Source organism: Micromonospora sp. NPDC050695 (assembly GCF_040654415.1).
Classification (GTDB): domain Bacteria; phylum Actinomycetota; class Actinomycetes; order Mycobacteriales; family Micromonosporaceae; genus Micromonospora.
This window is the reverse complement of sequence record NZ_JBFAHZ010000075.1, coordinates 1-20,609: the sequence shown is the minus strand read 5'-3', so window position 1 is coordinate 20,609 and position 20,609 is coordinate 1. Positions and strand designations below refer to the sequence as shown.

General features: G+C 72.3%; 22 protein-coding genes. 5 read left to right on the top strand and 17 right to left on the bottom strand.

Annotation, left to right across the window (positions count from 1 at the left end; all coding sequences use genetic code 11):
• Positions 1–547: 547 nt before the first annotated feature.
• Positions 548–1,840, bottom strand: a complete 1,293-nt coding sequence (tyrS, locus tag AB0H52_RS29835; RefSeq protein WP_151487809.1) for a tyrosine--tRNA ligase — start codon at positions 1,838–1,840, stop codon at positions 548–550.
• Positions 1,841–1,922: 82 nt separating this feature from the next.
• On the opposite strand from tyrS, the gene AB0H52_RS29830 reads away from it, so the two are divergent.
• Positions 1,923–2,330: a PaaI family thioesterase gene (locus tag AB0H52_RS29830; protein ID WP_225854095.1), complete on the top strand. Its 408-nt coding sequence runs from the start codon at positions 1,923–1,925 to the stop codon at positions 2,328–2,330.
• Positions 2,331–2,348: 18 nt separating this feature from the next.
• Here AB0H52_RS29830 and AB0H52_RS29825 read toward each other — a convergent pair whose 3' ends face one another.
• The 3 genes from AB0H52_RS29825 to AB0H52_RS29815 form a co-directional block, all read right to left on the bottom strand.
• The gene (locus AB0H52_RS29825) at positions 2,349–3,674 is read right to left on the bottom strand and encodes a hemolysin family protein (RefSeq protein ID WP_151487735.1); all 1,326 of its coding nucleotides are present in this window, start codon (positions 3,672–3,674) and stop codon (positions 2,349–2,351) included.
• A 127-nt stretch (positions 3,675–3,801) separates the two neighbouring features.
• Complete coding sequence (locus AB0H52_RS29820) at positions 3,802–4,443, bottom strand: YgjV family protein (protein ID WP_151487736.1); 642 nt, start codon at positions 4,441–4,443, stop codon at positions 3,802–3,804.
• 9 nt (positions 4,444–4,452) lie between these two features.
• Positions 4,453–4,953: a GNAT family N-acetyltransferase gene (locus tag AB0H52_RS29815; RefSeq protein WP_151487737.1), complete on the bottom strand. Its 501-nt coding sequence runs from the start codon at positions 4,951–4,953 to the stop codon at positions 4,453–4,455.
• 193 nt (positions 4,954–5,146) lie between these two features.
• Here AB0H52_RS29815 and AB0H52_RS29810 point away from each other — a divergent pair, with 193 nt between their 5' ends.
• The gene (locus tag AB0H52_RS29810) at positions 5,147–6,025 is read left to right on the top strand and encodes a universal stress protein (RefSeq protein WP_192580095.1); all 879 of its coding nucleotides are present in this window, start codon (positions 5,147–5,149) and stop codon (positions 6,023–6,025) included.
• Here AB0H52_RS29810 and AB0H52_RS29805 read toward each other — a convergent pair.
• The 5 genes from AB0H52_RS29805 to AB0H52_RS29785 form a co-directional block, all read right to left on the bottom strand.
• Positions 6,018–6,653 carry an FMN reductase gene (locus AB0H52_RS29805; RefSeq protein WP_151487739.1) on the bottom strand — a complete coding sequence of 212 codons (636 nt, stop codon included), beginning with the start codon at positions 6,651–6,653 and terminating at the stop codon, positions 6,018–6,020. The two genes, AB0H52_RS29810 and AB0H52_RS29805, sit on opposite strands and share 8 nt — an antisense overlap.
• Positions 6,650–7,792 (bottom strand): LLM class flavin-dependent oxidoreductase, encoded by a 1,143-nt coding sequence (locus tag AB0H52_RS29800; protein ID WP_151487740.1) that lies wholly within the window; start codon positions 7,790–7,792, stop codon positions 6,650–6,652. The genes AB0H52_RS29805 and AB0H52_RS29800 overlap by 4 nt, the downstream gene beginning before the upstream one ends.
• 161 nt (positions 7,793–7,953) lie before the next feature.
• Positions 7,954–8,229 (bottom strand): MoaD/ThiS family protein, encoded by a 276-nt coding sequence (locus tag AB0H52_RS29795; RefSeq protein WP_151487741.1) that lies wholly within the window; start codon positions 8,227–8,229, stop codon positions 7,954–7,956.
• 1 nt (position 8,230) lies between these two features.
• Positions 8,231–9,316 (bottom strand): exo-alpha-sialidase, encoded by a 1,086-nt coding sequence (locus AB0H52_RS29790; RefSeq protein ID WP_151487742.1) that lies wholly within the window; start codon positions 9,314–9,316, stop codon positions 8,231–8,233.
• Between the two features lie 88 nt (positions 9,317–9,404).
• Positions 9,405–10,046: a DNA-3-methyladenine glycosylase gene (locus tag AB0H52_RS29785; RefSeq protein ID WP_151487743.1), complete on the bottom strand. Its 642-nt coding sequence runs from the start codon at positions 10,044–10,046 to the stop codon at positions 9,405–9,407.
• Between the two features lie 175 nt (positions 10,047–10,221).
• Here AB0H52_RS29785 and AB0H52_RS29780 point away from each other — a divergent pair, with 175 nt between their 5' ends.
• From AB0H52_RS29780 to AB0H52_RS29770, 3 genes are all read left to right on the top strand, one after another.
• Positions 10,222–10,677 (top strand): hypothetical protein, encoded by a 456-nt coding sequence (locus AB0H52_RS29780; RefSeq protein ID WP_151487744.1) that lies wholly within the window; start codon positions 10,222–10,224, stop codon positions 10,675–10,677.
• 86 nt (positions 10,678–10,763) lie between these two features.
• The gene (locus AB0H52_RS29775; protein ID WP_151487745.1) at positions 10,764–11,189 is read left to right on the top strand and encodes a DNA-binding protein; all 426 of its coding nucleotides are present in this window, start codon (positions 10,764–10,766) and stop codon (positions 11,187–11,189) included.
• Between the two features lie 274 nt (positions 11,190–11,463).
• Positions 11,464–11,817 carry an MmcQ/YjbR family DNA-binding protein gene (locus AB0H52_RS29770; protein ID WP_151487746.1) on the top strand — a complete coding sequence of 118 codons (354 nt, stop codon included), beginning with the start codon at positions 11,464–11,466 and terminating at the stop codon, positions 11,815–11,817.
• 43 nt (positions 11,818–11,860) lie between these two features.
• On the opposite strand, the gene argH is transcribed toward AB0H52_RS29770, so the two are convergent.
• Genes argH through argC form a run of 8 tightly spaced genes read right to left on the bottom strand, consistent with a single transcriptional unit; the run spans position 11,861 to position 20,367 of the window.
• Positions 11,861–13,324 carry an argininosuccinate lyase gene (gene argH / locus AB0H52_RS29765; protein ID WP_151487747.1) on the bottom strand — a complete coding sequence of 488 codons (1,464 nt, stop codon included), beginning with the start codon at positions 13,322–13,324 and terminating at the stop codon, positions 11,861–11,863.
• A gap of 17 nt (positions 13,325–13,341) precedes the next feature.
• Entirely contained in the window at positions 13,342–14,544 is a 1,203-nt protein-coding gene (locus AB0H52_RS29760) for an argininosuccinate synthase (protein WP_357951551.1), read from the bottom strand.
• On the bottom strand, positions 14,541–15,056 hold the full coding sequence (locus AB0H52_RS29755; protein WP_357951549.1) for an arginine repressor: 516 nt from the start codon (positions 15,054–15,056) through the stop codon (positions 14,541–14,543). Before AB0H52_RS29755 ends, AB0H52_RS29760 begins: the two co-directional genes overlap by 4 nt.
• Entirely contained in the window at positions 15,053–15,988 is a 936-nt protein-coding gene (gene argF / locus AB0H52_RS29750) for an ornithine carbamoyltransferase (RefSeq protein WP_278123105.1), read from the bottom strand. Before argF ends, AB0H52_RS29755 begins: the two co-directional genes overlap by 4 nt.
• Positions 15,985–17,316: an acetylornithine transaminase gene (locus AB0H52_RS29745; RefSeq protein WP_357951547.1), complete on the bottom strand. Its 1,332-nt coding sequence runs from the start codon at positions 17,314–17,316 to the stop codon at positions 15,985–15,987. Before AB0H52_RS29745 ends, argF begins: the two co-directional genes overlap by 4 nt.
• Complete coding sequence (argB, locus tag AB0H52_RS29740) at positions 17,313–18,200, bottom strand: acetylglutamate kinase (RefSeq protein ID WP_357951545.1); 888 nt, start codon at positions 18,198–18,200, stop codon at positions 17,313–17,315. Before argB ends, AB0H52_RS29745 begins: the two co-directional genes overlap by 4 nt.
• The gene (argJ, locus tag AB0H52_RS29735; protein WP_278123107.1) at positions 18,197–19,369 is read right to left on the bottom strand and encodes a bifunctional glutamate N-acetyltransferase/amino-acid acetyltransferase ArgJ; all 1,173 of its coding nucleotides are present in this window, start codon (positions 19,367–19,369) and stop codon (positions 18,197–18,199) included. The genes argB and argJ overlap by 4 nt, the downstream gene beginning before the upstream one ends.
• Positions 19,366–20,367, bottom strand: coding sequence for an N-acetyl-gamma-glutamyl-phosphate reductase (gene argC / locus AB0H52_RS29730; RefSeq protein WP_357951543.1), 1,002 nt, complete (start codon positions 20,365–20,367; stop codon positions 19,366–19,368). The genes argJ and argC overlap by 4 nt, the downstream gene beginning before the upstream one ends.
• Positions 20,368–20,609 lie beyond the last annotated feature (242 nt).

Genomic DNA, 20,609 nt, shown 5'->3' with positions numbered 1-20,609 from the left:
ATTGGCACTGGCTTTACAAGCACCCTGTTGAGTTCTCAAAGAACAACCACACACCGATCAGAAGCCCCACATTCCGTGGAACCCCGTTTCGGGGCTTTTCCGCTCTGCGTCCCGGCACTTTCCAGCGCCAGGCACTTTTACTACGTTACCCGCTCGTTTCCGCCGTGTCAAACCGGTGTTTCGCGGTTCGTCGTGCTTCATCCGGTAATGCGGGCACCATGTCTCGACCGGCTCACGCCGCTCTCGTCACGGATTTGGCAGGCCGGCCGCCGCGGTTTCCCGCGAGCTCGCCCGGTGCCCTGCCGACTGCCAACCATACCCGGTCGGTTTCGCCGCACCAAATCCGCCTCGCGGTGTTTCTGGTGGCACCTCCCGGTCCGGGATCCGGTGGGCAAGCCGCCCGACCCCGAGGCCTTCGCCGCGCTCCGGCCGCTTTCGGCTTTCGCCTGTTTCGTCCGTTCCGCGCTGGCAGAGAGAAAGTTACGCGTCCGGCGGAGTGATCGTCAAATCCGCCGGACGCGTCCCCCGTCACATTGTCGACGGTTCGCTATTCACCCAGCTCAACGCCCGCAAACGAGCGCTTGCCCCGGCGCAGCACCAGGTATCGCCCGTGCAGCAGATCGGCCGGGGACACCGTCGCGTCGACCTCGGTCACCCGGTCGTTGTTGACGTACGCGCCGCCTTCGGCGATCACCCGACGCGCCTCCTTGAGGCCGCTCGCGAGCCCGGAGTCCCGCAGGAGCCCGGCCACGTCGGGCAGCTCGCCGGTGAGGCGGACCAGGCCCGCCTCGGTCAGGGCGGCGCGCAGCGTCTCCGGGGCCAGCTCGTCGAGCGAACCCCGGCCGAACAACGCCTGGCTGGCGGCGACCGCCTGCCGGGCCTCCTCGGGGCCGTGCACCAACGTGGTGAGCTCCTCGGCGAGCGCCCGCTGGGCCAGCCGGGCGGCCGGCCGCTCGGCGGTGGCCTTCGCCAGCTCCTCCAGCTCGTCGCGGCTACGGAAGCTGAAGTACCGCAGGTAGCGGTCGACCTCCCGGTCGTCCACGTTGAGCCAGAACTGGTAGAACGCGTACGGGCTGGTCATCGTGGGGTCGAGCCAGACGGCGCCGCCCTCGCTCTTGCCGAACTTCGTACCGTCGGCCTTGGTGACCAGAGGCGTGGTGAACGCCTGCACCGGCCCCGCGCCTCGCCGGCGGACGTAGTCGACGCCGGCGGTGATGTTGCCCCACTGGTCGGAGCCACCGAACTGGAGCTGACAGCCGTGCCGACGGTGCAGCTCGAAGAAGTCGTTGGCCTGCAACAGCTGGTAGCTGAACTCGGTGTAGCTGATGCCCGTCTCCAGCCGGGCCCGCACCACCTCCCGGGCCAGCATCTTGTTGACCGGGAAGTGCTTGCCCACGTCGCGGAGGAACTCGATGATCGACATCTCGCCGGTCCACTCGAGGTTGTTGACCAGCTGGGCCGCGTTCTCACCGGTGTACGACACGAAGGGCGCGAGCTGATCACGGATGCGGCTGACCCAGCCGGCGATCACGTCGGGCGGGTTGAGCGTCCGTTCGGCGCTCTCCTTCGGGTCACCGATCTGCCCGGTCGCCCCGCCGACCAGCAGCAACGGGCGGTGGCCGGCGAGTTGCAGCCGGCGGGCCATGAGGACCTGCATGAGGTTGCCGACGTGCAGGCTCGGCGCGGTCGGGTCGAAACCCACGTAATAGGTGGCGGCGCTCCCACCGTCGAGCAGCTCGCGCAGCTCGTCGAGGCCGGTCGAGTCCTGGATCAGGCCACGCCAGAGCAGGTCGTCGGTCAGGGAGTCCCGCCCGGGCGGCGGGGGGCTGCTGTCGGTCACGGTCACCGATTCTCCCCCATCGCCGGTGCCGACCCGTACCGGGTTTGGCGCAACCCGCCCCGGTTAGGCTTGCGCCCCGTTGATCGAGGAGGGTTTCGCCGTGGAGATGCCGGATCTGACGGGTGGGTTCGTCGCCCTGCTCGGCCTGACGTTCGAGGAGGCGACCGCCGACCGGGTGGTCATCACGTGGCGGGTCCGCCCGGAGCTGCACCAGCCGTTCGGCATCCAGCACGGCGGGGTGTACTGCTCGGTGGTGGAGACCGCGGCCAGCGTGGGTGGTTCGCTCTGGCTGGCCGACCGGGGAACGGTCGTCGGGGTGTCGAACCAGACCGACTTCCTGCGGGCCGTCCGCGACGGCGAGCTGAGCGCGGTTGGCACTCCGGTGCACCGGGGGCGCAGCCAGCAGCTCTGGCAGGTGGAGATCACCGACGCCGACGAGCGGCTGGTCGCCCGCGGACAGGTGCGTCTGCAGAACCTCTCCCGCGACTGAGCGGGCGACACCCGAGGGTCAGCTGCGGGCGTCGTCCAGCACCGGCTCGACGTCGGGCTCGGCCTCCGCCTCGTCGGGCACCCGGCTCAGCCGTACCTCCGTGATGGCCCGGTGGTCGATGCCGGTGACCATCAGCTCCCAGCCGTCCAGGGTCACGTCCTCCCCGGCGACGGTGGGGATGTGCCCGAGGCGGGCCAGCACCAGCCCGGCGACGGTGGTGTAGTCGCCGGCCGGGCGCGAGGGCAGCTCGACGCCGATGTCCGGCAGGTCGTGCACCGGGAAGGTGCCGGGCAGCACCATCGCGCCGTCCGGCTCGCGACGCACCGAGCTCACGTCCCGGTCGGTCTCGTCGTAGATCTCCCCGACGATCTCCTCCAGGATGTCCTCCAGCGTCACGATGCCGTCGACGGCGCCGCGTTCGTCCACGACCAGCGCGATGTGCTGGCGCTCGGCCTTGAACTGGCGCAGCGCGTCCACCACCGGCAGGGAGTCAGGCAGCAGCATCGGCGGGCGGGCGATCTCGTCGACCGGCCGGTCGTCGGGCACGCCCACCAGGTCACGCAGGTGGATCACACCGGCGGTGTCGTCCAGGCCGCCGTGGCGCACCACCGGCGCCCGGGAGTGCCCGGTGGCGGCCAGCACGAGCCGCGCGGCCTCCGCGGTGGTCCCGCTGTCGAGCGTGAAGACCTGCAACCGGGGTACGAGCACAGCCCGCAACCGCCGGTCGGCGATCTCCACGGCGCCGGCGATGATGGTGCGCTGCTCCTTGGTGAAGCCGTGGTTGCCGGCGACGATGTCGCGCAGCTCGTCCGGGCCGATCTCCTCCGGCTGGTGCTTGGGGTTCAGCCCGACCAGGCGGACGACCAGGTCACTGGTGGCGCCGAGCGCCCAGACGGCCGGGCGGGTGAGGCTGGCGAGCAGGTCGAGCGGGCGGGCCACCAGCAGCGCCCACCGCTCGGCGGACTGCATGGCGATCCGCTTCGGGGCCAGTTCGCCGAAGACCAGGGTGACGAAGGTCAACGCGAGGGTGACCACCACGATGGCCACCGTCTCGGCGGCGTTCCCGAACACCCCGAGCAGCGGCACGAGAGGTTTGGCCAGGGAGACCGCCGCCGCGGCGGAGGCCAGGAAGCCGGCCAGGGTGATGCCGATCTGGATGGTGGCGAGGAAGCGGTTCGGGTCCTTGGCGAGCCGGGCCAGCACCCGTCCGGCCCGGCTGGTGCGTTCCAACCGTTGGATCTGGCTGTCCCGCAGCGACACCAACGCCATCTCACTGCCTGCGAAGAGCGCGTTGATGACGACCAGGATTCCGACCAGGGCCAGTTGGCTCCCGTAGCTCTGCACGCCCGGTTCGCTCCCTCTGCGGTGGTGGCGCCGGCCGGTACGCGCGGCGCCCGCCGGTCGGCTGGCCCGCCCGGCGTACGCGCTTCTGTGCCCCGTACGGCGTCGACCGAATCCTGCCGGGGTGACGCTACGCCGGATCGGTGGTCGCCGGCGCGGGCAGGTCGAGGACGTACGAGCCGCCCTCGGGGCGGAACCCGAGCCGGTGGTAGTAGGGGGCGACCATGCCGGGTGGGCTGACGACCCGGTGGAAGCCGCGTTCGGTGAAGAGGCGGCTGCGCCGGTAGACGAACTCGCCGGGGGTGAAGTCGCGGAACTTCGGGGTGACGTAGTCCAGGTCGATCTGGGCGACCCCGCGCGGCTCGGCGTGCGAGAGCACCACCCCGACGACCTCGTCGGCCGTGACCACCAGGAAGGCGGATCGGTCGGCGGTGTCCGACGCCCATCGGAAGTCGGGGTTGAAGCGGCTGATGTCCGGAGCGTGCACCCGCAGGGTGTGCGCCAGGAACTGGTCATCGACGCCGACCTCGACCACCTGGTAGGTCTTCTCGTCGTGCCGGGTGGCGAGCATGCCGCGCAGATACCAGATGTTGATCACCGCGAGCACGATGTTGAGCCCGACCATGGGCCAGACCGCGAGCGCGGCGTTGTAGCCGATCAGGACGACGCAGCCGACGAGGTTGATCGCGCGCAGCCGCAGGACGCGCGACTGCAGCAGCGACCAGACCAGCACCGCGGAGCCGGCCCAGCCGACGAGATCCAACCAGTTCACCCCGCGAGACTAGTGCCCGCCCAGGTCAGGGGCGTCGGCGGGCAGCTCCAGCAGCCACTCCTCCACGTCGGCGCCGCGGCCGTTGGCGTACCCCGAATCCTCGCCGACCACGACGAACCCGCACTTGCGCAGCACCGCGAGGGAGGCGGCGTTGTCCTTGGCGGCGCGGGCGTGCACGGGCCGGGGCAGCTCGCGCAGCAGGGCGGTCAGGGCCGCGGTGGCGTGACCGCGGCCCCAGCGGGCCGGGTCGATCCAGTAGCTGACCTCGGTCTGCTCGTCGACCGGGAAGGAGCTGACGTAGCCGACCACCTCGCCGTCGACCTCGATGGTGCGGACCAGGTTCGCCGGGTTGGTGAGCACCCGCGCCCAGTGCCGGGCGAACTCGCGGTGGTCGGACGGGTCCTTGGCGACGAAGGCGGCCATCCGGTTGGCCTCCGGGTCCTGCTGATGCAGGAAGAACTCCACGAGGTCGTCCTCGCGCACCGGGCGGAGCAGCACGTCGGAAGTCATCGCGTGAGGGTACGTCCCGGCTGTGACAACGCGGGACCTCCGGCCCGCCGACCGTGGCGTCCGGCCCTGCCGACAGCACCCGACACATCGGTACGAACAGATGGAGAGGTCCGTGCGGCGCACCGCGGCGCGTACCGGCAAATGCCGGCCTTGTACGGCGGCTGCGCCGACAATGACCTGACCGACCCAGGGAGTGCCGATGAACCGACCTGTCGTGGTGGGTGTCGACGGATCGCCGTCCAGCCTCGTCGCCGCCGAACACGCGGCCCACGCCGCCCTGCTCCGGTCGCGCCCGTTGCTGCTGGTGCACGGCTACCTGCACCCGCTCGGCTACGGCGTGCCGCTCAACCCGTACGACCTCGGGGTGCCGGCGCCCTCCGAGGAGGCGCAGAAGATGTTGGAACGCGCCGCGGCCGACCTCAGCGACCGCTGGCCCGGCCTCACCGTCGAGGTACGCCAGGTCGCCGGCGGCCCCGGCGCCACCTTGGTCGAAGAGTCCCGCCGGGCCGACCTCGTCGTCGTGGGCAGCCGTGGGCTGGGCGGGTTCGCCGGGTTGCTGCTCGGCTCGGTGGGCGCGCAGGTCGCCGCGCACGCGCACTGCCCCGTGCTGGTGGTCCGCCCGGACGAGCAGCCCATCGGCGTGGACGCACCCGTGCTGGTCGGTGTGGACGGGTCCGAGTCGTCCCGGCTCGCCGCGGAGCAGGGCGCGCACGAGGCCGCGCTACGCGCCGTGCCGCTGGTGCTGGTGCACGTCGGCCCACCGGACACCGACCGGCCGGTGCCGGAGGAGATCGAGGAGTCGCAGGCCGCGTACCAGGCCGAGGCGGTGCGGTTGCTCGCCGACGCGTCCGCCGCCGTCCGGGCCGAGCATGCCGGCCTGGTGGTACGGGAACATCCGGTTCGTGCGGTCGGCCCGGCCCAGGCGCTCATCGAGGCCAGCGGTACGGCGTCGCTGCTGGTCGTCGGCACCCGGGGCCGGGCCGGATTCGCCGGGCTGCTGCTCGGCTCGGTCAGTCAGGCCGTCATCCACCACGCACACTGCCCGGTGCTGGTCGCCCACCCGGTCAGCTGACCGGGGTGTCGCCGCCGCGGCCGAGCATCTGCAGGAAGTCGGTGGTGAGGGCGAACGGGTCGGCGGGACCGCTGGCCGGCGGTCGACGCTCGACCTGGTCGGCCAGCTCCCCGGCGGCGCGCCGGATCCGACCCCGCAACGCGCCGTCGGCGGTGCCGTCCGACCAGTCCTCGGGTGCGGCGAAGACCGCGGTGGGGACCACCACCGCCCGCAGGTAGCTGAACATCGGGCGGGCGGCGTGCTCCAGGGCCAGGGAGTGCCGGGCGGTGCCGCCGGTGGCCCCGATCAGCACCGGCCGGTCGACCAGCGACCCCGAGTCCAGCACGTCGAAGAAGGACTTGAACAGCCCGTTGTACGACGCGCTGAAGATCGGCGTGACGGCGATGATGCCGTCCGCCCCGGTCACCGCGTCGATGGCCTCCTTCAGCGCGGTCGGCGGGAACCCGGTGAGCATGTTGTTCACCACGTCGTGGGCGTACTCCCGCAGGTCGACGACGTGCAGCTCCACCTCGTGGCCCCGCCGGGCCAGCTCGTCGCGGGTCGCCCCGGCGAGCTGGTCGGCGAGCAGCCGGGTCGACGAGGGCTGACTCAGCCCCGCCGAGACCACGGCCAGGGTGCGGCGGGTCATCGGGTCGCCCCCTCCGGTGCCCTGCCCGTCACGTCGTCCACGGCGTGCACGGTGCTGTCCTTGGCACCGCCGGCGGCGGCGACCAGCGAGGCGTGGGTGGGCGCCTGCGGCACGTGCGCGGGGCGCAGCGACTCGAACTCCTTGCGCAGCACCGGCACGACCTCCTCGCCGAGCAGGTCGAGCTGCTCCAGCACGGTCTTCAGGGGCAGCCCCGCGTGGTCGATCAGGAACAGCTGGCGCTGGTAGTCACCGACGTACTCGCGGAAGCCGAGCGTGCGGTCGATGACCTGCTGCGGGCTGCCCACGGTCAGCGGCGTCTCCCGGGTGAACTCCTCCATCGACGGCCCGTGGCCGTAGACCGGGGCGTTGTCGAAGTACGGCCGGAACTCCCGGATCGCGTCCTGCGAGTTGCGCCGCATGAACACCTGCCCACCGAGGCCGACGATGGCCTGGTCGGCGGTGCCGTGGCCGTAGTGCGCGTACCGCTCGCGGTAGAGGCCGACCATCCGCTGGGTGTGCTCCTTGGGCCAGAAGATGTGGTTGGCGAAGAAGCCGTCACCGTAGTAGGCGGCCTGCTCGGCGATCTCCGGGCTGCGGATGGAGCCGTGCCAGACGAACGGGGGCACCCCGTCGAGCGGGCGCGGCGTCGAGGTGAACGACTGCAGCGGGGTGCGGTACTTGCCCTTCCAGTCGACCACGTCCTCGCGCCACAGCCGGTGCAGCAGGTCGTAGTTCTCGATCGCGAGGGGGATGCCGGCGCGGATGTCCTTGCCGAACCACGGGTACACCGGGCCGGTGTTGCCGCGGCCCATCATGAGGTCCACCCGGCCGTCGGACAGGTGCTGGAGCATCGCGTAGTCCTCGGCGATCTTCACCGGGTCGTTGGTGGTGATCAGCGTGGTCGAGGTGGACAGCAGCAGCCGCTCGGTGCGTGCCGCGATGTGGCCGAGCATGGTGGTCGGCGACGACGGCACGAACGGTGGGTTGTGGTGCTCGCCCGCGGCGAAGACGTCCAGGCCGACCTCCTCGGCCTTCAACGCGATGGTGACCATCGCCTTGATCCGCTCATGCTCGGTCGGCTCCCGACCGGTGGTCGGGTCGACCGTGACGTCGCCGACGGTGAAGACTCCGAACTGCATGACCAGCTCCTCGCGTGTCAACCGGGTGCCGCCCTGGTACCCGGACGCAGCTCACAACTTATTTGACGACGCAACTATTCCGTGGGCGGCGTATCTCGGAGTGGCACCGGTCACGCCCGATAACCGGACGTCCGGCGGGTTATCGGGCCTCCGCGGTCGGCTCAGCCGCCCGCCACCGACGGCAGGACCTGCACCTCGGCGCCCACACCGACCGGCGTCGCCAGCCCGCCCGAGTGCCGGCAGTCCTCACCGTCGACGTAGACGTTGACGTAGCGACGAAGCTCGCCGCGCTCGTCGCGGAGCCGCCGGGCCAGCCGCGGATGCGCGACGGCCAGCTCGTCGAGGACCGCCCGCAGCGTGCCGACGGCGGAGACGCTCAGCCGGCTGGCACCACCGGCGTCGCCCCGCAGCGGGCCGGGCAGCAGCACGGTGACCACGTCAGACCGCCGCGGCGCGGACGCAGAGCACGTCGGGCAGGTGCGCGGCCACCAGCGACCAGGAGTCGCCCTCGTCGCGGCTCGCGTAGACCTCGCCGGAGCGGGTGCCGAAGTAGACCCCGCCCGGGGTGGAGTCGTCGGCGCACATCGCGTCGCGCAGCACCGCCGGGTAGAACGGACCCTCGGGCAGCCCCACCGACAGCGACTCCCACTTGCCGCCGGCGTCGGCGGAGCGGAACACCCGGCAGCGGTGGTCGGCGGGGAACCTCTCGCCGTCGGCCACCAGCGGAAACGCCCACACCATGCCGGCCCGCGAGGGGTGGGCGACCATCGGGAACCCGAAGTCGCTGGGCAGTCCGTCGGCGATCGAGGACCAGGTGCGGCCGTCGTCGTCGGAGCGGTAGACGCCGTGGTGGTTCTGCGCGTACAGCCGGTCCGGGTTGCCGGAGTCGCGGGCGACCTTGTGCACGCACTGGCCGAACTCCGGCCACTCGTCGGGCAGGAAGTAGGCGCGGATGCCGGTGTTGCCCGGTGCCCAACTCGCCCCCGCGTCCTCCGAGCGGTAGACGCCACCGGTGGACATCGCGACCAGCACGCGTGCCGGGTCGTGCGGGTGGGGCAGCACGGTGTGCACGGCCTGGCCGCCGAACCCGGCCTCCCACCGCGGGCGGTGCGGGTGGTCCCAGAGCGAGCGGACCAGTTCGAAGCTCCGGCCACCGTCGGTGGAACGGAACAGCGCCGAGGGCTCGGTGCCGGCCCAGACGACGTCCGGCTCGTCCGGGCCGGCCGGCGTCAACTGCCAGACCCGCCCGAGGCTCGCCCCGGTGTCGGCCGGAAACGCGACCGGCGCCTGGTCGGGCTCGTCCCACGAGGCGCCGAGGTCGTCACTGGTGGCGACGCTGGGCCCGAAGTGGGAACTGGTCATCCCCACGAGCAGTCGCGGCGTGGCACGCCGGGTGTCGACCGCGACCGCGTAGACACCGGTCATCGGGAAGTGCGGGCCGGTGATCTCCCAGCTGCGCCGGTCGTCGGCGGTGGTGGCGAGAAACAACCCCTTGGCCGTACCGATCGCGAGCAGCGTCGCCATGACGTCCTCCGAACCGTCGGTGAGCAGGTGCGGTGATTATGGCCACTCCCCCCGACAGACGTCGCCGCGCACACGCCGGGCGCCGCGATCAGCGCCGGACGCGGGGGACGTGCCGGCGGTACGCGCTGACCGTCGGATCGCCGTCGAGCCAGAACCGCCAGGGCAGGTCGTGCGCGCCGGTCACGCCGACCCGAGGACCCGCCACCACCGCCTCCGGCGGCACCGGCCGGGCCGGCGGGCGCAACCGGACCGGGCCGTCGCCGAGCAGGTACCCGCCGTACGCCGCGCGGTCGATGCCGAGCGTGGCGCAAAGCCGGGCCGGCCCCCGGGCCAGATCCACGTCCCGCCGGATGGCCGGTCGGCGCTCCCGTGCGGTGGCCAGCCCGTCGACGACCTCACCGGCGCGCAGCAACACGGCGGCGGCCTCTCCCTCGGCCCCGGTGACCACGTTCATGCACCAGTGCATGCCGTAGGTGAAGTAGACGTAGGCGTGCCCGGCGGGGCCGAACATCACGGCGTTGCGCGGGGTGCGGCCCCGGTGGGCGTGCGAGGCCGGATCGCCAGCCGTGCCCGCGTACGCCTCGACCTCGGTGATCCGGACAGTGACCCCGCCGGCGTGCAGCCGGCAGCCCAGCAGGCCCCGCGCGGCCGGCAGCAGTGGGCCGGCGAGCAGGTCAGCCAACGCCGCCAGGCCGGCGTCGGCGCCGCGGTCGTTCGGCGCGAGCTCCATGTCCGAACGGTACCCAGCCCTGCACCCGGCCATTCCGCTGACGGATCGCACCGGCCACCCGTGGTGCCTCCAGCGTTCACCAGTTGGACATCCACGCGGCGAAACGCGTCCGGTGGTCCAGGGGTGTATCCGGTGTCGTCGCACGGCGCGGCGGCACATTCGAAGAGGAGCCATCATGACCGTACGAAGCATCCGTCGGCCCCTGGTCACCATCGGCCTGATCGCTGCCGGTGCCACGCTCGCCTTCGCCCCGTCCGCGAGCGCCAACGCCCCGCTGCGGGCGGCTGCCCTGACCGACGGCGCCCCGCTGACCGCTGTCGCACTCGGGGGCACTGGCAAGATCGACGCCAACGGTGCGGCGGTCTTCGTTCCGGTCAGCCTGACCTGTTCGCAGCCGACGCAGGTCGACCTGACGGTGAAGGTCGCCCAGGCGATCGGGGAGTCGGTGCGGACCGGCACGACCACCCGGAAGGTGCCCTGCGACGCGACCACCCAGAAGGTGCGGATCGCGGTGACCGCGACCGAGCTCCCGTTCGCTCCCGGCGTGGCGTTCGGCGTCGTGACCGGCAACTCCTGCGACGCGCTGTGCAACTCCCTCACCGACGAGCACAGCTTCCAGCTGGCGCTCTGAATCGTGGCGTGGCGGCACGGCACGCCCGTGCCGCCACGCTTCAACGAAGTGTTGACAAGTATCCGTTGATGCGCTTTGCTCGGACCATGACGACGGAGGACCTGTTCAACCCGCCGGACCCGGCCCGGGCCCGCGCGCACCGCACCCACGAGGCGCTGCAACGGATCAGCGAGCGGCACGCCGGCTCCGACGCGCGGCGCGGGCGCTGGGCCCACCCGTACGTGCTGGACCCGTGGGAGGCGGTGGCCCTGGTCACCGCCCTGGCTGCCGGCGGAGCCGAGCGGGAGACCGGGGAGGAGCCGGTCGACGGCGCCGACCTCACCGCCGCGCTGACCCTGCTGCCGCACGTGCGCTCCGAGCTGGACGCGCTGGAGGCGGGCCTGTTGACGCTGGCTCGGGACCGGGGGCTGACCTGGCAGTCCATCGCGTACGGGCTGGGGCTGGGCAGCGCCCAGGCAGCCCGACAGCGCTACGAACGGGTCGCCGCCCGCTCCGCCGAGCAGGCTGACTGACGACCGCGCTCGCCGGTGCAAGATCGTGCTCAAACAGGGACGTCGGCGGAGTCGAGGCTGGCCGACCGGGACGGGCAGGTGCAGTAGTGGCCTCACCCTCGGCGGACGCCACTGGATCCTGGATCGAGCACGATCTTGCCCGGCGGGCCGGCGGGCGGGACGAGGCGGGGCGAGGCGAGGCGGGCTGAGAGTGCGAGCCGGCACCCGGATCGGCACGCCGCGCCTGCGACGGCGCTCGGGCGGGCAGACTGTGCGCACGACGAGGAGGCGACGCATGGAACGCGCGGAGATGCTGGCGTACTGCCTGGCCAAGCCGGGAGCGTGGCTGGACCGGCCATGGGAGGGCGACGAGGTGGTGAAGGTGGGCAGCCGGATCTTCGCGTTCCTCGGCAACGGCGACGGCAGACCCACCGTCGGCATCAAGTGCGGCCCGACCCGCGAGATCGCCGACGAGTGGCTGCACCGCCACCCCGACGACGCCCGGGTGATGGCCTACATCGGCCGGTCCGGGTGGAACACGCTGCGCCTGGACGGTGGGATCGACGCCGACGAGCTGACCGAGGCGGTCGACGGGTCGTACGACATGGTGGTGGCGAAGCTACCCAGGCGGGAGCGTCCGGCGGCCTGAACCGGCCGTGGCGCCGGCGGTCCGCGCCGGCGCCACGGTGAGATCAGCGGGGTACGACCCGCTCGGTTGCCCACTCCCGCCAGCCGGCCAGCCGGTCCGCGGCGGCGGCGAGCTGGTCGGCGACCGGGCCGGGGCCGGTCGAGCCGGGGGTGGTCCGGGCCGCGAGAGCCGAGCGGACCGAGAGCACGTCGCGCACCGACGGGTCGAGGTGCTCGCTGACCGCGGCCAGGTCGGCGTCGGAGACGTCCTCCAGCTCGCATTCCCGAGCCGCGCACAGCGCCACCAGCCGACCGGTGATCTCGTGCGCGTCGCGGAACGGCACGTTGCGCCGGACCAGCCAGTCGGCGACCTCGGTGGCGAGGGAGAAACCGACCGGCGCGGCGGCGACGAGCCGGTCCACCCGGACCGTCATCGTGGAGATCATCCCCGCCAGGGCCGGCAGCAGCAGCTCCAGGGTGTCGACCGCGTCGAACGCGGGCTCCTTGTCCTCCTGCATGTCCCGGTCGTAGGTCATCGGCAGGCCCTTGAGCATGGTCAGCACGGTCATCAGGCCGCCGACGAGCCGGCCGGACTTGCCCCGGGCCAGCTCGGCGATGTCCGCGTTCTTCTTCTGCGGCATGATCGACGACCCGGTGGCGAACGCGTCGTCCAGCTCCACCCAGCCGAACTCGTGCGACGTCCAAAGCACCACCTCCTCGCCGAGACGGGACAGGTGCACCCCGATCAGGGCGGTGGTGAAGAGGAACTCCGCCACGAAGTCCCGGTCGGCGACTGCGTCCATCGAGTTGGCGAACGACGTCCGGAAACCCAGCTCCTTGGCGACGGCCACCGGGTCCAGTGGAAGCCCGGAACCGGCGAGAGCACCCGCGCCGAGTGGGCTGACCGCGGCCCGGTGGTCCCAGTCGCGCAGCCGTTCCAGGTCACGCAGCAGTGGCTGCACGTGGGCGAGCAGCCAGTGCCCGAAAGTGACCGGCTGGGCGTGCTGCAGGTGCGTCATGCCGGGCGCGGCGGTGTCGATGTGCCGCTCGGCCTGCTCGACCAGCGCCTCGGCCAGTTCCACGAGCCGGCTGGCCACACCCCGCGCGTGGTCGCGCAGGTAGAGCCGCAGGTCGGTGGCGACCTGGTCGTTGCGGGACCGGCCGGCGCGCAGCTTGCCGCCGAGGCTGCCGAGCCGCTCCAGCAGCCCTCGCTCCAACGCGGTGTGCACGTCCTCGTCGTCGATGGTCGGGCGGAACGCCCCGGAGGCGCAGGCCGCCTCCAGGTCGTCGAGCGCGGCCAGGATCCGGCCCAGCTCTTCGGGGTCGAGCAGGCCGGCGCCGGCGAGGACCCGGGCGTGCGCCCGGGAACCGGCGATGTCGTACGGGGCCAGGCGCCAGTCGAACTGGACGCTCACCGACAGTCGGGCGAGCGCCTCGGCGGGGCCGCCGGCGAACCGGCCACCCCACAGGCTCGTCCGGTTGGTGCCGGCGCTGTTCTCGGTGAGGCTCTTGTCGTCCACCCCGCCCATTGTGGTCCCCATGCTCGTCAGCCACCCATCCGGGCGTCGCGTGCGGCGGCCATCCGACTCGGCAGGCCCCACAGTTGCACAAATCCCTTCGCCAGGGACTGGTCGAAGGTGTCGCCGGTGTCGTAGGTGGCCATCCCGAAGTCGTACAGGCTCGCCTCGGAGCGCCGACCGGTGACGGTGACGCGTCCCCCGTGCAGGGTCAGCCGCACCTCACCGCTCACATACCGCTGCGCGTCGTCGATGAACGCGTCCAGCGAGTCCTTCAGCGGGGAGAACCACAGGCCGTCGTACACCAGCTCACCCCAGCGCTGGTCCACGCTCTTCTTGAACCGGGCCAGGTCCCGTTCCACGGTCACCGCCTCCAGCTCCTGGTGGGCGGTGATCAGCGCGATCGCACCGGGCGCCTCGTACACCTCGCGGCTCTTGATTCCGACGAGGCGGTCCTCGACCATGTCGAGCCGGCCGACGCCCTGCGCGCCCGCGCGCCGGTTCAGCTCCAGGATCGCCTGGTACGGGGTGACCGTCTCACCGTCGATCGCCACCGGCACGCCGGCGTCGAAGGTGATCACGACCTCGTCGGCGTCGCGGTCCTGCGCCGGGTCGACGGTGTACGAGTAGAGGTCCTCGATCGGGGCGTTCCAGATGTCCTCCAGGAAGCCCGTCTCCACGGCACGACCCCACAGGTTCTGGTCGATGGAGTACGGCGACTTCGCCGACACGTCGATCGGCAGCCCCTTCTCCTCGGCGAAGGCGATCGCCTTGTCCCGCGTCCACGCGAAGTCCCGGGCCGGCGCGATGATCTTCAGGTCGGGGGCGAGCGCGTTCAGGCCCACCTCGAAGCGGACCTGGTCGTTGCCCTTGCCGGTGCAGCCGTGCGAGACGATCGTGCCGCCGTGCTGACGCGCCGCCGCCACCAGGTGCTTGACGATCAGCGGCCGGGACAGCGCCGACACCAGCGGGTAGCGGTCCATGTAGAGGGCGTTGGCCCGGACCGCCGGCAGGCAGTAGTCGGCGGCGAACTCGTCGCGGGCGTCGACCACCTCGGACTCGGCGGCGCCGCAGTCCAGGGCGCGCTGTCGGATGGCGTCGAGGTCCTCGCCGCCCTGCCCGACGTCGACGGCCACCGCGATCACCTCGGCGCCGGTCTGCTCGGCCAGGTAGGGGATGGCGACGGAGGTGTCCAACCCTCCGGAGTACGCCAGAACGACCCGCTCGGTCATGGTGTGGTGTTCCCTTCAACGGTGTCTTCCCGGCGGGCCCAGCCGGCGAGCTTGTCTCCGAGTGCGGCGCCGCCGACGGACCCGCGGGCCACCACCAGGATGGTGTCGTCGCCGGCGATGGTGCCGACGATCTCGGGCAGGCCCGCCCGGTCCAACGCGCTGGCCAGGTACTGGGCTGCGCCCGGCGGGGTACGCAGCACGGCGATGTTGCCGCTGGAGTCGACCCCGTTGAGCAGTTCACGCAGCAGCCGTACCAGCCGGGCCGGTGCGGCCTCGGCGTCGCGCAGCGGCCGGTGGCCGTCCTCGGGGATCAGGTAGACGGCTGGGCCGTCGCCGCCGCGCACCTTGACCGCGCCCAGCTCCTCCAGATCCCGGGAGAGGGTGGCCTGGGTGACGCCGACGCCGTCGGCGGCGAGCAGGTCGGCCAGTTCGGTCTGCGACCGCACGGCCCGGTCCCGGATCAGCTCCACGATCCGGGCGTGCCGGGCGGCGCGGGTCAGCGGGGCGGTCATCGTGGCGTCCCGGTGGCGGCCAGCAGGAACGTCAGCAACGCCTTCTGGGCGTGCAGCCGGTTCTCCGCCTGGTCGAAGACCGCGCTCTGCGGGCCGTCGAGCACCTCGTCGGTGATCTCCTCGCCGCGGTGCGCGGGCAGGCAGTGCAGCACGATCGCGTCCGGTGCGGCCTGACCGAGCAGTTCCTTGTTCACCTGGTACGGCAGGAACGGCGTGACCCGGTCCAGACCGTCGGCCTCCTGGCCCATCGACGTCCACGTGTCGGTGGCCAGCACGTCGGCGTCGCGGGCCGCCTGCGCCGGGTCGGTGAGCACCCGTACCGACCCGCCGGTGTCGGCGGCGATCCGGGCCGCCCGGTCCACCACGGCCGCGTCCGGTGCGAAACCGGCCGGCCCGGCGATCCGTACGTGCATCCCGGCCGTCGCGCCGGCCAGTAGGTACGACTGCGCCATGTTGTTCGCGCCGTCGCCCACGTAGGTGAGGGTGCGCCCGGCGGTACCGCCGAACCGCTCCCGGATGGTGAGCAGGTCGGCCAGCAGTTGGCAGGGGTGGAAACCGTCGGTGAGCGCGTTGATCACCGGCACGCTGGCGCCGCCCGCCACCTCGGCGATCCGGTCGTCGCCGTGGGTCCGCAACACGATGGCCGCGACGTAGCGGGACAGCACCCGCCCGGCGTCCGCGAGCGTCTCACCGCGGCCGAAGTGGGTGACCTGGGTGTCCACGACCAGCGGGTGCCCGCCCAGCTCGGCGATCCCGGCGTCGAAGGAGATCCGGGTCCGCAGGCTCTGCTTGTCGAAGAGCACCGCGACCGAGCGGGGGCCCGCGAGGGGCTGGTGACCGAACCGGTCGGCCTTCATCCGCTCCGCCAGGTCGAGCACCGTGGACTGTTCGGCGGGCGAGAGGTCGTCGTCGCGCAGGAAGTGCCGGATCATGCGGTCGTCCCCGTCGTGGTCGTGGTCGTGGTCGTGGTGGTCGGCGTCGGCGTCGGCGTCGGCGTCGGCGTCGGCGTCGGCGTCGGCGTCGAGATCGTGGAAGGGTCCGGCCCTCGAAGGGGCGCTTTCCCGCCACGATCCGCGTCGGTTCCGGCGGCGGCCGGGGCTGCCGCGGCCAGGGCGGCGGGAAGAGCGGCGAGGAAGGCGTCCGCCTGGTCCACGCTGAGGATCAGCGGCGGGGCGAGCCGCAGCACACCCGGCTGCACCGGGTTGACCAGGAAGCCAGCCTCCCGCAGTGCCTCGGCGAGGACCGTCGCCACCGGCGCGGTGAGCGTCACGCCGAGCAGCAGCCCGGCACCGCGTACGCCACCGATCAGCGGATGGCGGAGCGCCTCGATCCCGCGACGCAGCCGCTCGCCGACCCGCTTGACGTGATCCAGCAGCCCCTCGTTGGCGATGGTCGCCACCACGGCGAGCGCCGCCGCGCAGCTCACCGGGTTACCGCCGAAGGTGGTGCCGTGCGAGCCGGGAGTGAGCAGGTCGGCGGCCCGGCCGAAGGCCAGCGTGGCACCGATGGGCAGCCCGCCGCCGAGCCCCTTGGCCAGCGTGACCACGTCCGGCTCCACACCCTCGGCCTGGTGCGCGAACCAGTGCCCGGTACGGCCGATGCCGGTCTGCACCTCGTCGAGCACCAGCAGCGCGCCGTGCCGGGCGGTGATCCGCCGTGCCGCGGCCAGATAGCCCGCCGGTGGGACCACCACACCGTTCTCACCCTGGATCGGCTCCAGGATCACCATGGCGGTCGCGTCGGTCACCGCCGCCTCCAGCGCGGCGACGTCACCGTACGCGACGTGGGTCACCTCACCCGGCAGCGGCCGGAACGGGTCGGCCTTGGCCGGCTGGCCGGTCAGCGCGAGAGCGCCCATGGTGCGGCCGTGGAAGCCGCCCACGGTGGCGACCACGTGGCTGCGCCCGGTGCGCCGGGACAGCTTGAACGCCGCCTCGTTCGCCTCCGCGCCGGAATTGGCGAAGAAGACCCGGCCGGGCCGGCCGGCGAGGGCCAGCAGCAGCTCGGCCAGGGCGACCGGCGGTTCGGCCACGTAGAGGTTGGAGACGTGCCCGAGGGTGGCGACCTGCTTCGACACGGCGGCCACCACAGCCGGGTGGGCGTGCCCGAGGGCGTTCACCGCGATGCCGCCCACCAGGTCCAGGTACTCCCGGCCGGCGTCGTCGACCACGACGGCACCGGAGCCGGACACCAGGGCCAGCGGCGGCGTGCCGTAGTTGTCCATCATGGTCTGACCCCAGCGCTGCACGAGGGCGCTCATGACCCGATCACCATCGTTCCGAACCCTTCCGAGGTGAACACCTCGAGCAACGTGGAGTGCGCCACCCGACCGTCGACGACATGTGCGGCGGGCACTCCCCCACGCACCGCCCGCAGGCAGGCCTCCATCTTGGGCACCATCCCCGACTCGAGGCTGGGCAACAGCTTGGCCAGGTCGTCCGCGGTGATCTCGGAGACCAGGCTGGTCGTGTCCGGCCAGTCGGCGTACAGGCCGGCCACGTCGGTGAGCACGACGAGCTTGCGCGCCTCCAACGCGATGGCCAGCGCCGCCGCGGCGGTGTCCGCGTTGAGGTTGTGCAGGACACCGTCGGCGTCCGGCGCGACCGTGGAGATCACCGGAATCCGGCCGGCGTCGATCAGGTCGGTCACCGCCGACACGTCGACCGACTCGACGTCGCCGACCTGGCCGACGTCCACGGGTTGCCCGTCCACGTACGCCGGGCGGCGCACCGCGGTGAACAGCCGGGCGTCCTCGCCGGAGAGACCGACGGCGAACGGGCCGTGCGAGTTGATCAACCCGACCAGTTCCCGGCCCACCTGCCCGACCAGCACCATCCGGACCACGTCCATCGCCTCGGCGGTGGTCACCCGCAGACCGCCCCGGAACTCGCTGGCAATGCCGAGCCGGCCCAGCATGGCCGAGATCTGCGGGCCACCGCCGTGCACCACCACGGGCTTGAGACCGGCGTAGCGCAGAAAGACCATGTCGGCGGCGAACGCCCGCTGCAACTCCGGGTCGGTCATGGCGTTGCCGCCGTACTTGACCACCACGGTGGAGCCGGAGAAACGCGCCAGCCACGGCAACGCCTCGATCAGTGTCTCGGCCTTGACCTGGGCACGGCTGAGATCGGCGCTGAGGCTCATGTCGAATACGCCGAGTTCTCGTGCACGTACGCGTGAGACAGGTCGTTGGTCCAGATCGTCGCGGCCGAGCCGCCGGCGTGCAGATCGATCCGGATGGTCACGTCCCGCCCGGCGAGGTCGACCTTCGACCGGTCCTCGGCGGCCGCGCCACCCCGACACACCCACACCCCGTTGACCGCCACATCCACCTCGTCCGGCTCGAACGCGGCAGCCGTGGTGCCGACCGCGGCGAGGATCCGGCCCCAGTTCGGGTCGTTGCCGAACAACGCGGTCTTGACCAGGTTGTTGCGGGCGACCGCGCGGCCCACCTCGACGGCGTCGTCCTCGTCGGCGGCGCCGACCACGTCGATGGCGATCTGCTTGGTGGCGCCCTCGGCGTCGGCGACCAACTGCTGGGCCAGGTCGTGACAGGCAACGGTGACCGCGGCGGCCAACTCGGCCGGGGTCGGCTCGATGCCGCTCGCGCCACTGGACAGCAGCAGCACCGTGTCGTTGGTGGACATGCAGCCGTCGGAGTCGACCCGGTCGAAGCTCACCCGGGTCGCCGCGCGCAGCGCCTCGTCCAACGCGGCCGGCCCGGCCACCGCGTCCGTGGTCAGCACGCAGAGCATGGTGGCCATCCCCGGCGCGAGCATCCCGGCGCCCTTGGCCATGCCGCCGACCGTCCAGCCGCTGCCCCGAGCCACCGTGGTCTTCGGCCGGGTGTCGGTGGTCATGATGGCCTCGGCGGCCGCCTGACCGCCGTCGCGGGAGAGCCCCCGGATCGCCGAGCGGACCCCGGGCAGCAGCTTCGGCATCGGCAGCCGCTCACCGATCAGGCCGGTGGAGCAGACCGCCACCTCACCGGCACCGAGGATCAGCCGCGGGCTGACCGAGGTCAACGCGGCGGCCGTGTGCTCGGCGGTGGCGTGCGTGTCCTGGAATCCGGCCGGGCCGGTGCACGCGTTGGCGCCACCGGAGTTGAGCACCACCGCGCGGACCACACCACCCTGCACGACCTGCTGCGTCCAGAGCACCGGCGCGGCCTTGACCCGGTTGGTGGTGAAGACACCGGCGACACCGGCGTCCGGGCCGTCGTTGACCACCAGCGCGACGTCCGCGCCGCCACTGGTCTTCAGCCCGGCGGCCACCCCGGCCGCCCGGAACCCCCGAGGGGTGGTGACGCTCATGGTGCGACTCCCCAGCTGGACAGGCCCGTCGTCTCCGGCAGGCCGACCATGAGATTGGCGTTCTGGACGGCCTGCCCGGCCGCACCCTTGCCCAGGTTGTCCAACGCGCTGAGCACGATCAGCCGACCCGAGTCGACGTCGACGGTGGCCTGCAGGTGACACGAGTTGGAGCCCAGCGTGGCGGCCGTGTGCGGCCAGCGGCCCTCCGGCAGCACGTGCACGAACGGCGCGTCCGCGTACGCCTGCGCCAGCACCTCCTGCGGGTCGACGCCACGCGCCGGCCGCGCGGTGACCGTGGCCAGGATGCCGCGTGGCATCGGCGCGAGTACCGGGGTGAACGACAGGCCGGTCGCCCCGGTGGCCTGCTTGATCTCCGGCACGTGCTGGTGGGTGCCGACCCGGTACGGCGACAGGTCGCCCATCACCTCGCTGGCCAGCAGGTGCGCCTTGGTCGATCGGCCGGCGCCGGACGTGCCGGAGGCGGCCACCACCACCACGTCGGCGGGGTCCGCCGCGCCGGCCGCGATCAGCGGCGCGAGCGCCAGGGTGATCGCCGCCGCGTAGCAGCCGGTGTTCGCCACCCGGGTCGAGTTGGCGATCAGCTCCCGCTGGCCGGGCAGCTCGGGCAGGCCGTAGGTCCACTGCCCGGCGTGGGTGCCGCCGTAGTACTGCGCCCAGGCGTACGGGTCGGCGAGCCGGTGGTCGGCGCCCAGGTCGACGATGCGCACCTCGGACGGGAGCTGGGCTGCCAGGGCCGCCGACTCGCCGTGCGGCAGGGCCAGGAAGACCAGGTCGGCGTCGGCGAGGGTGGACGGGTCGGTCGCACCGAGCACCAGGTCGAGCCCGGTGAGCTGCGGATGGACCACGTCGACGCGGTGCCCGGCCTGGCTGTGGGCGGTGGCGGCCACCAGCTCGAACTCCGGGTGCCCGGCGACCAGGCGCAGCAGCTCGCCCCCGGCGTAGCCGCTCGCACCGGCAACCGCGACTCGGATCCCCATACTCACCTCCGCATGACTATGCAGAGGAGATTAACAAGGACGACTCACTAGTGCAAGTTCATGCAGCATCGTGCATGGTAATGAACAGATCGACCGCATCGCGATGCGTCCCCAAACCCGGCGATCACGCTTCCGGCTCCTCGGGACGGGGAGTGTCAAGTTAACGGCTGATCTTGGTTGTTGAGGTGGTCAGTCGTTGGCCGGGGTGAGCCGGCCCTCGAAGGCGATCTGGAAGGCGTTCA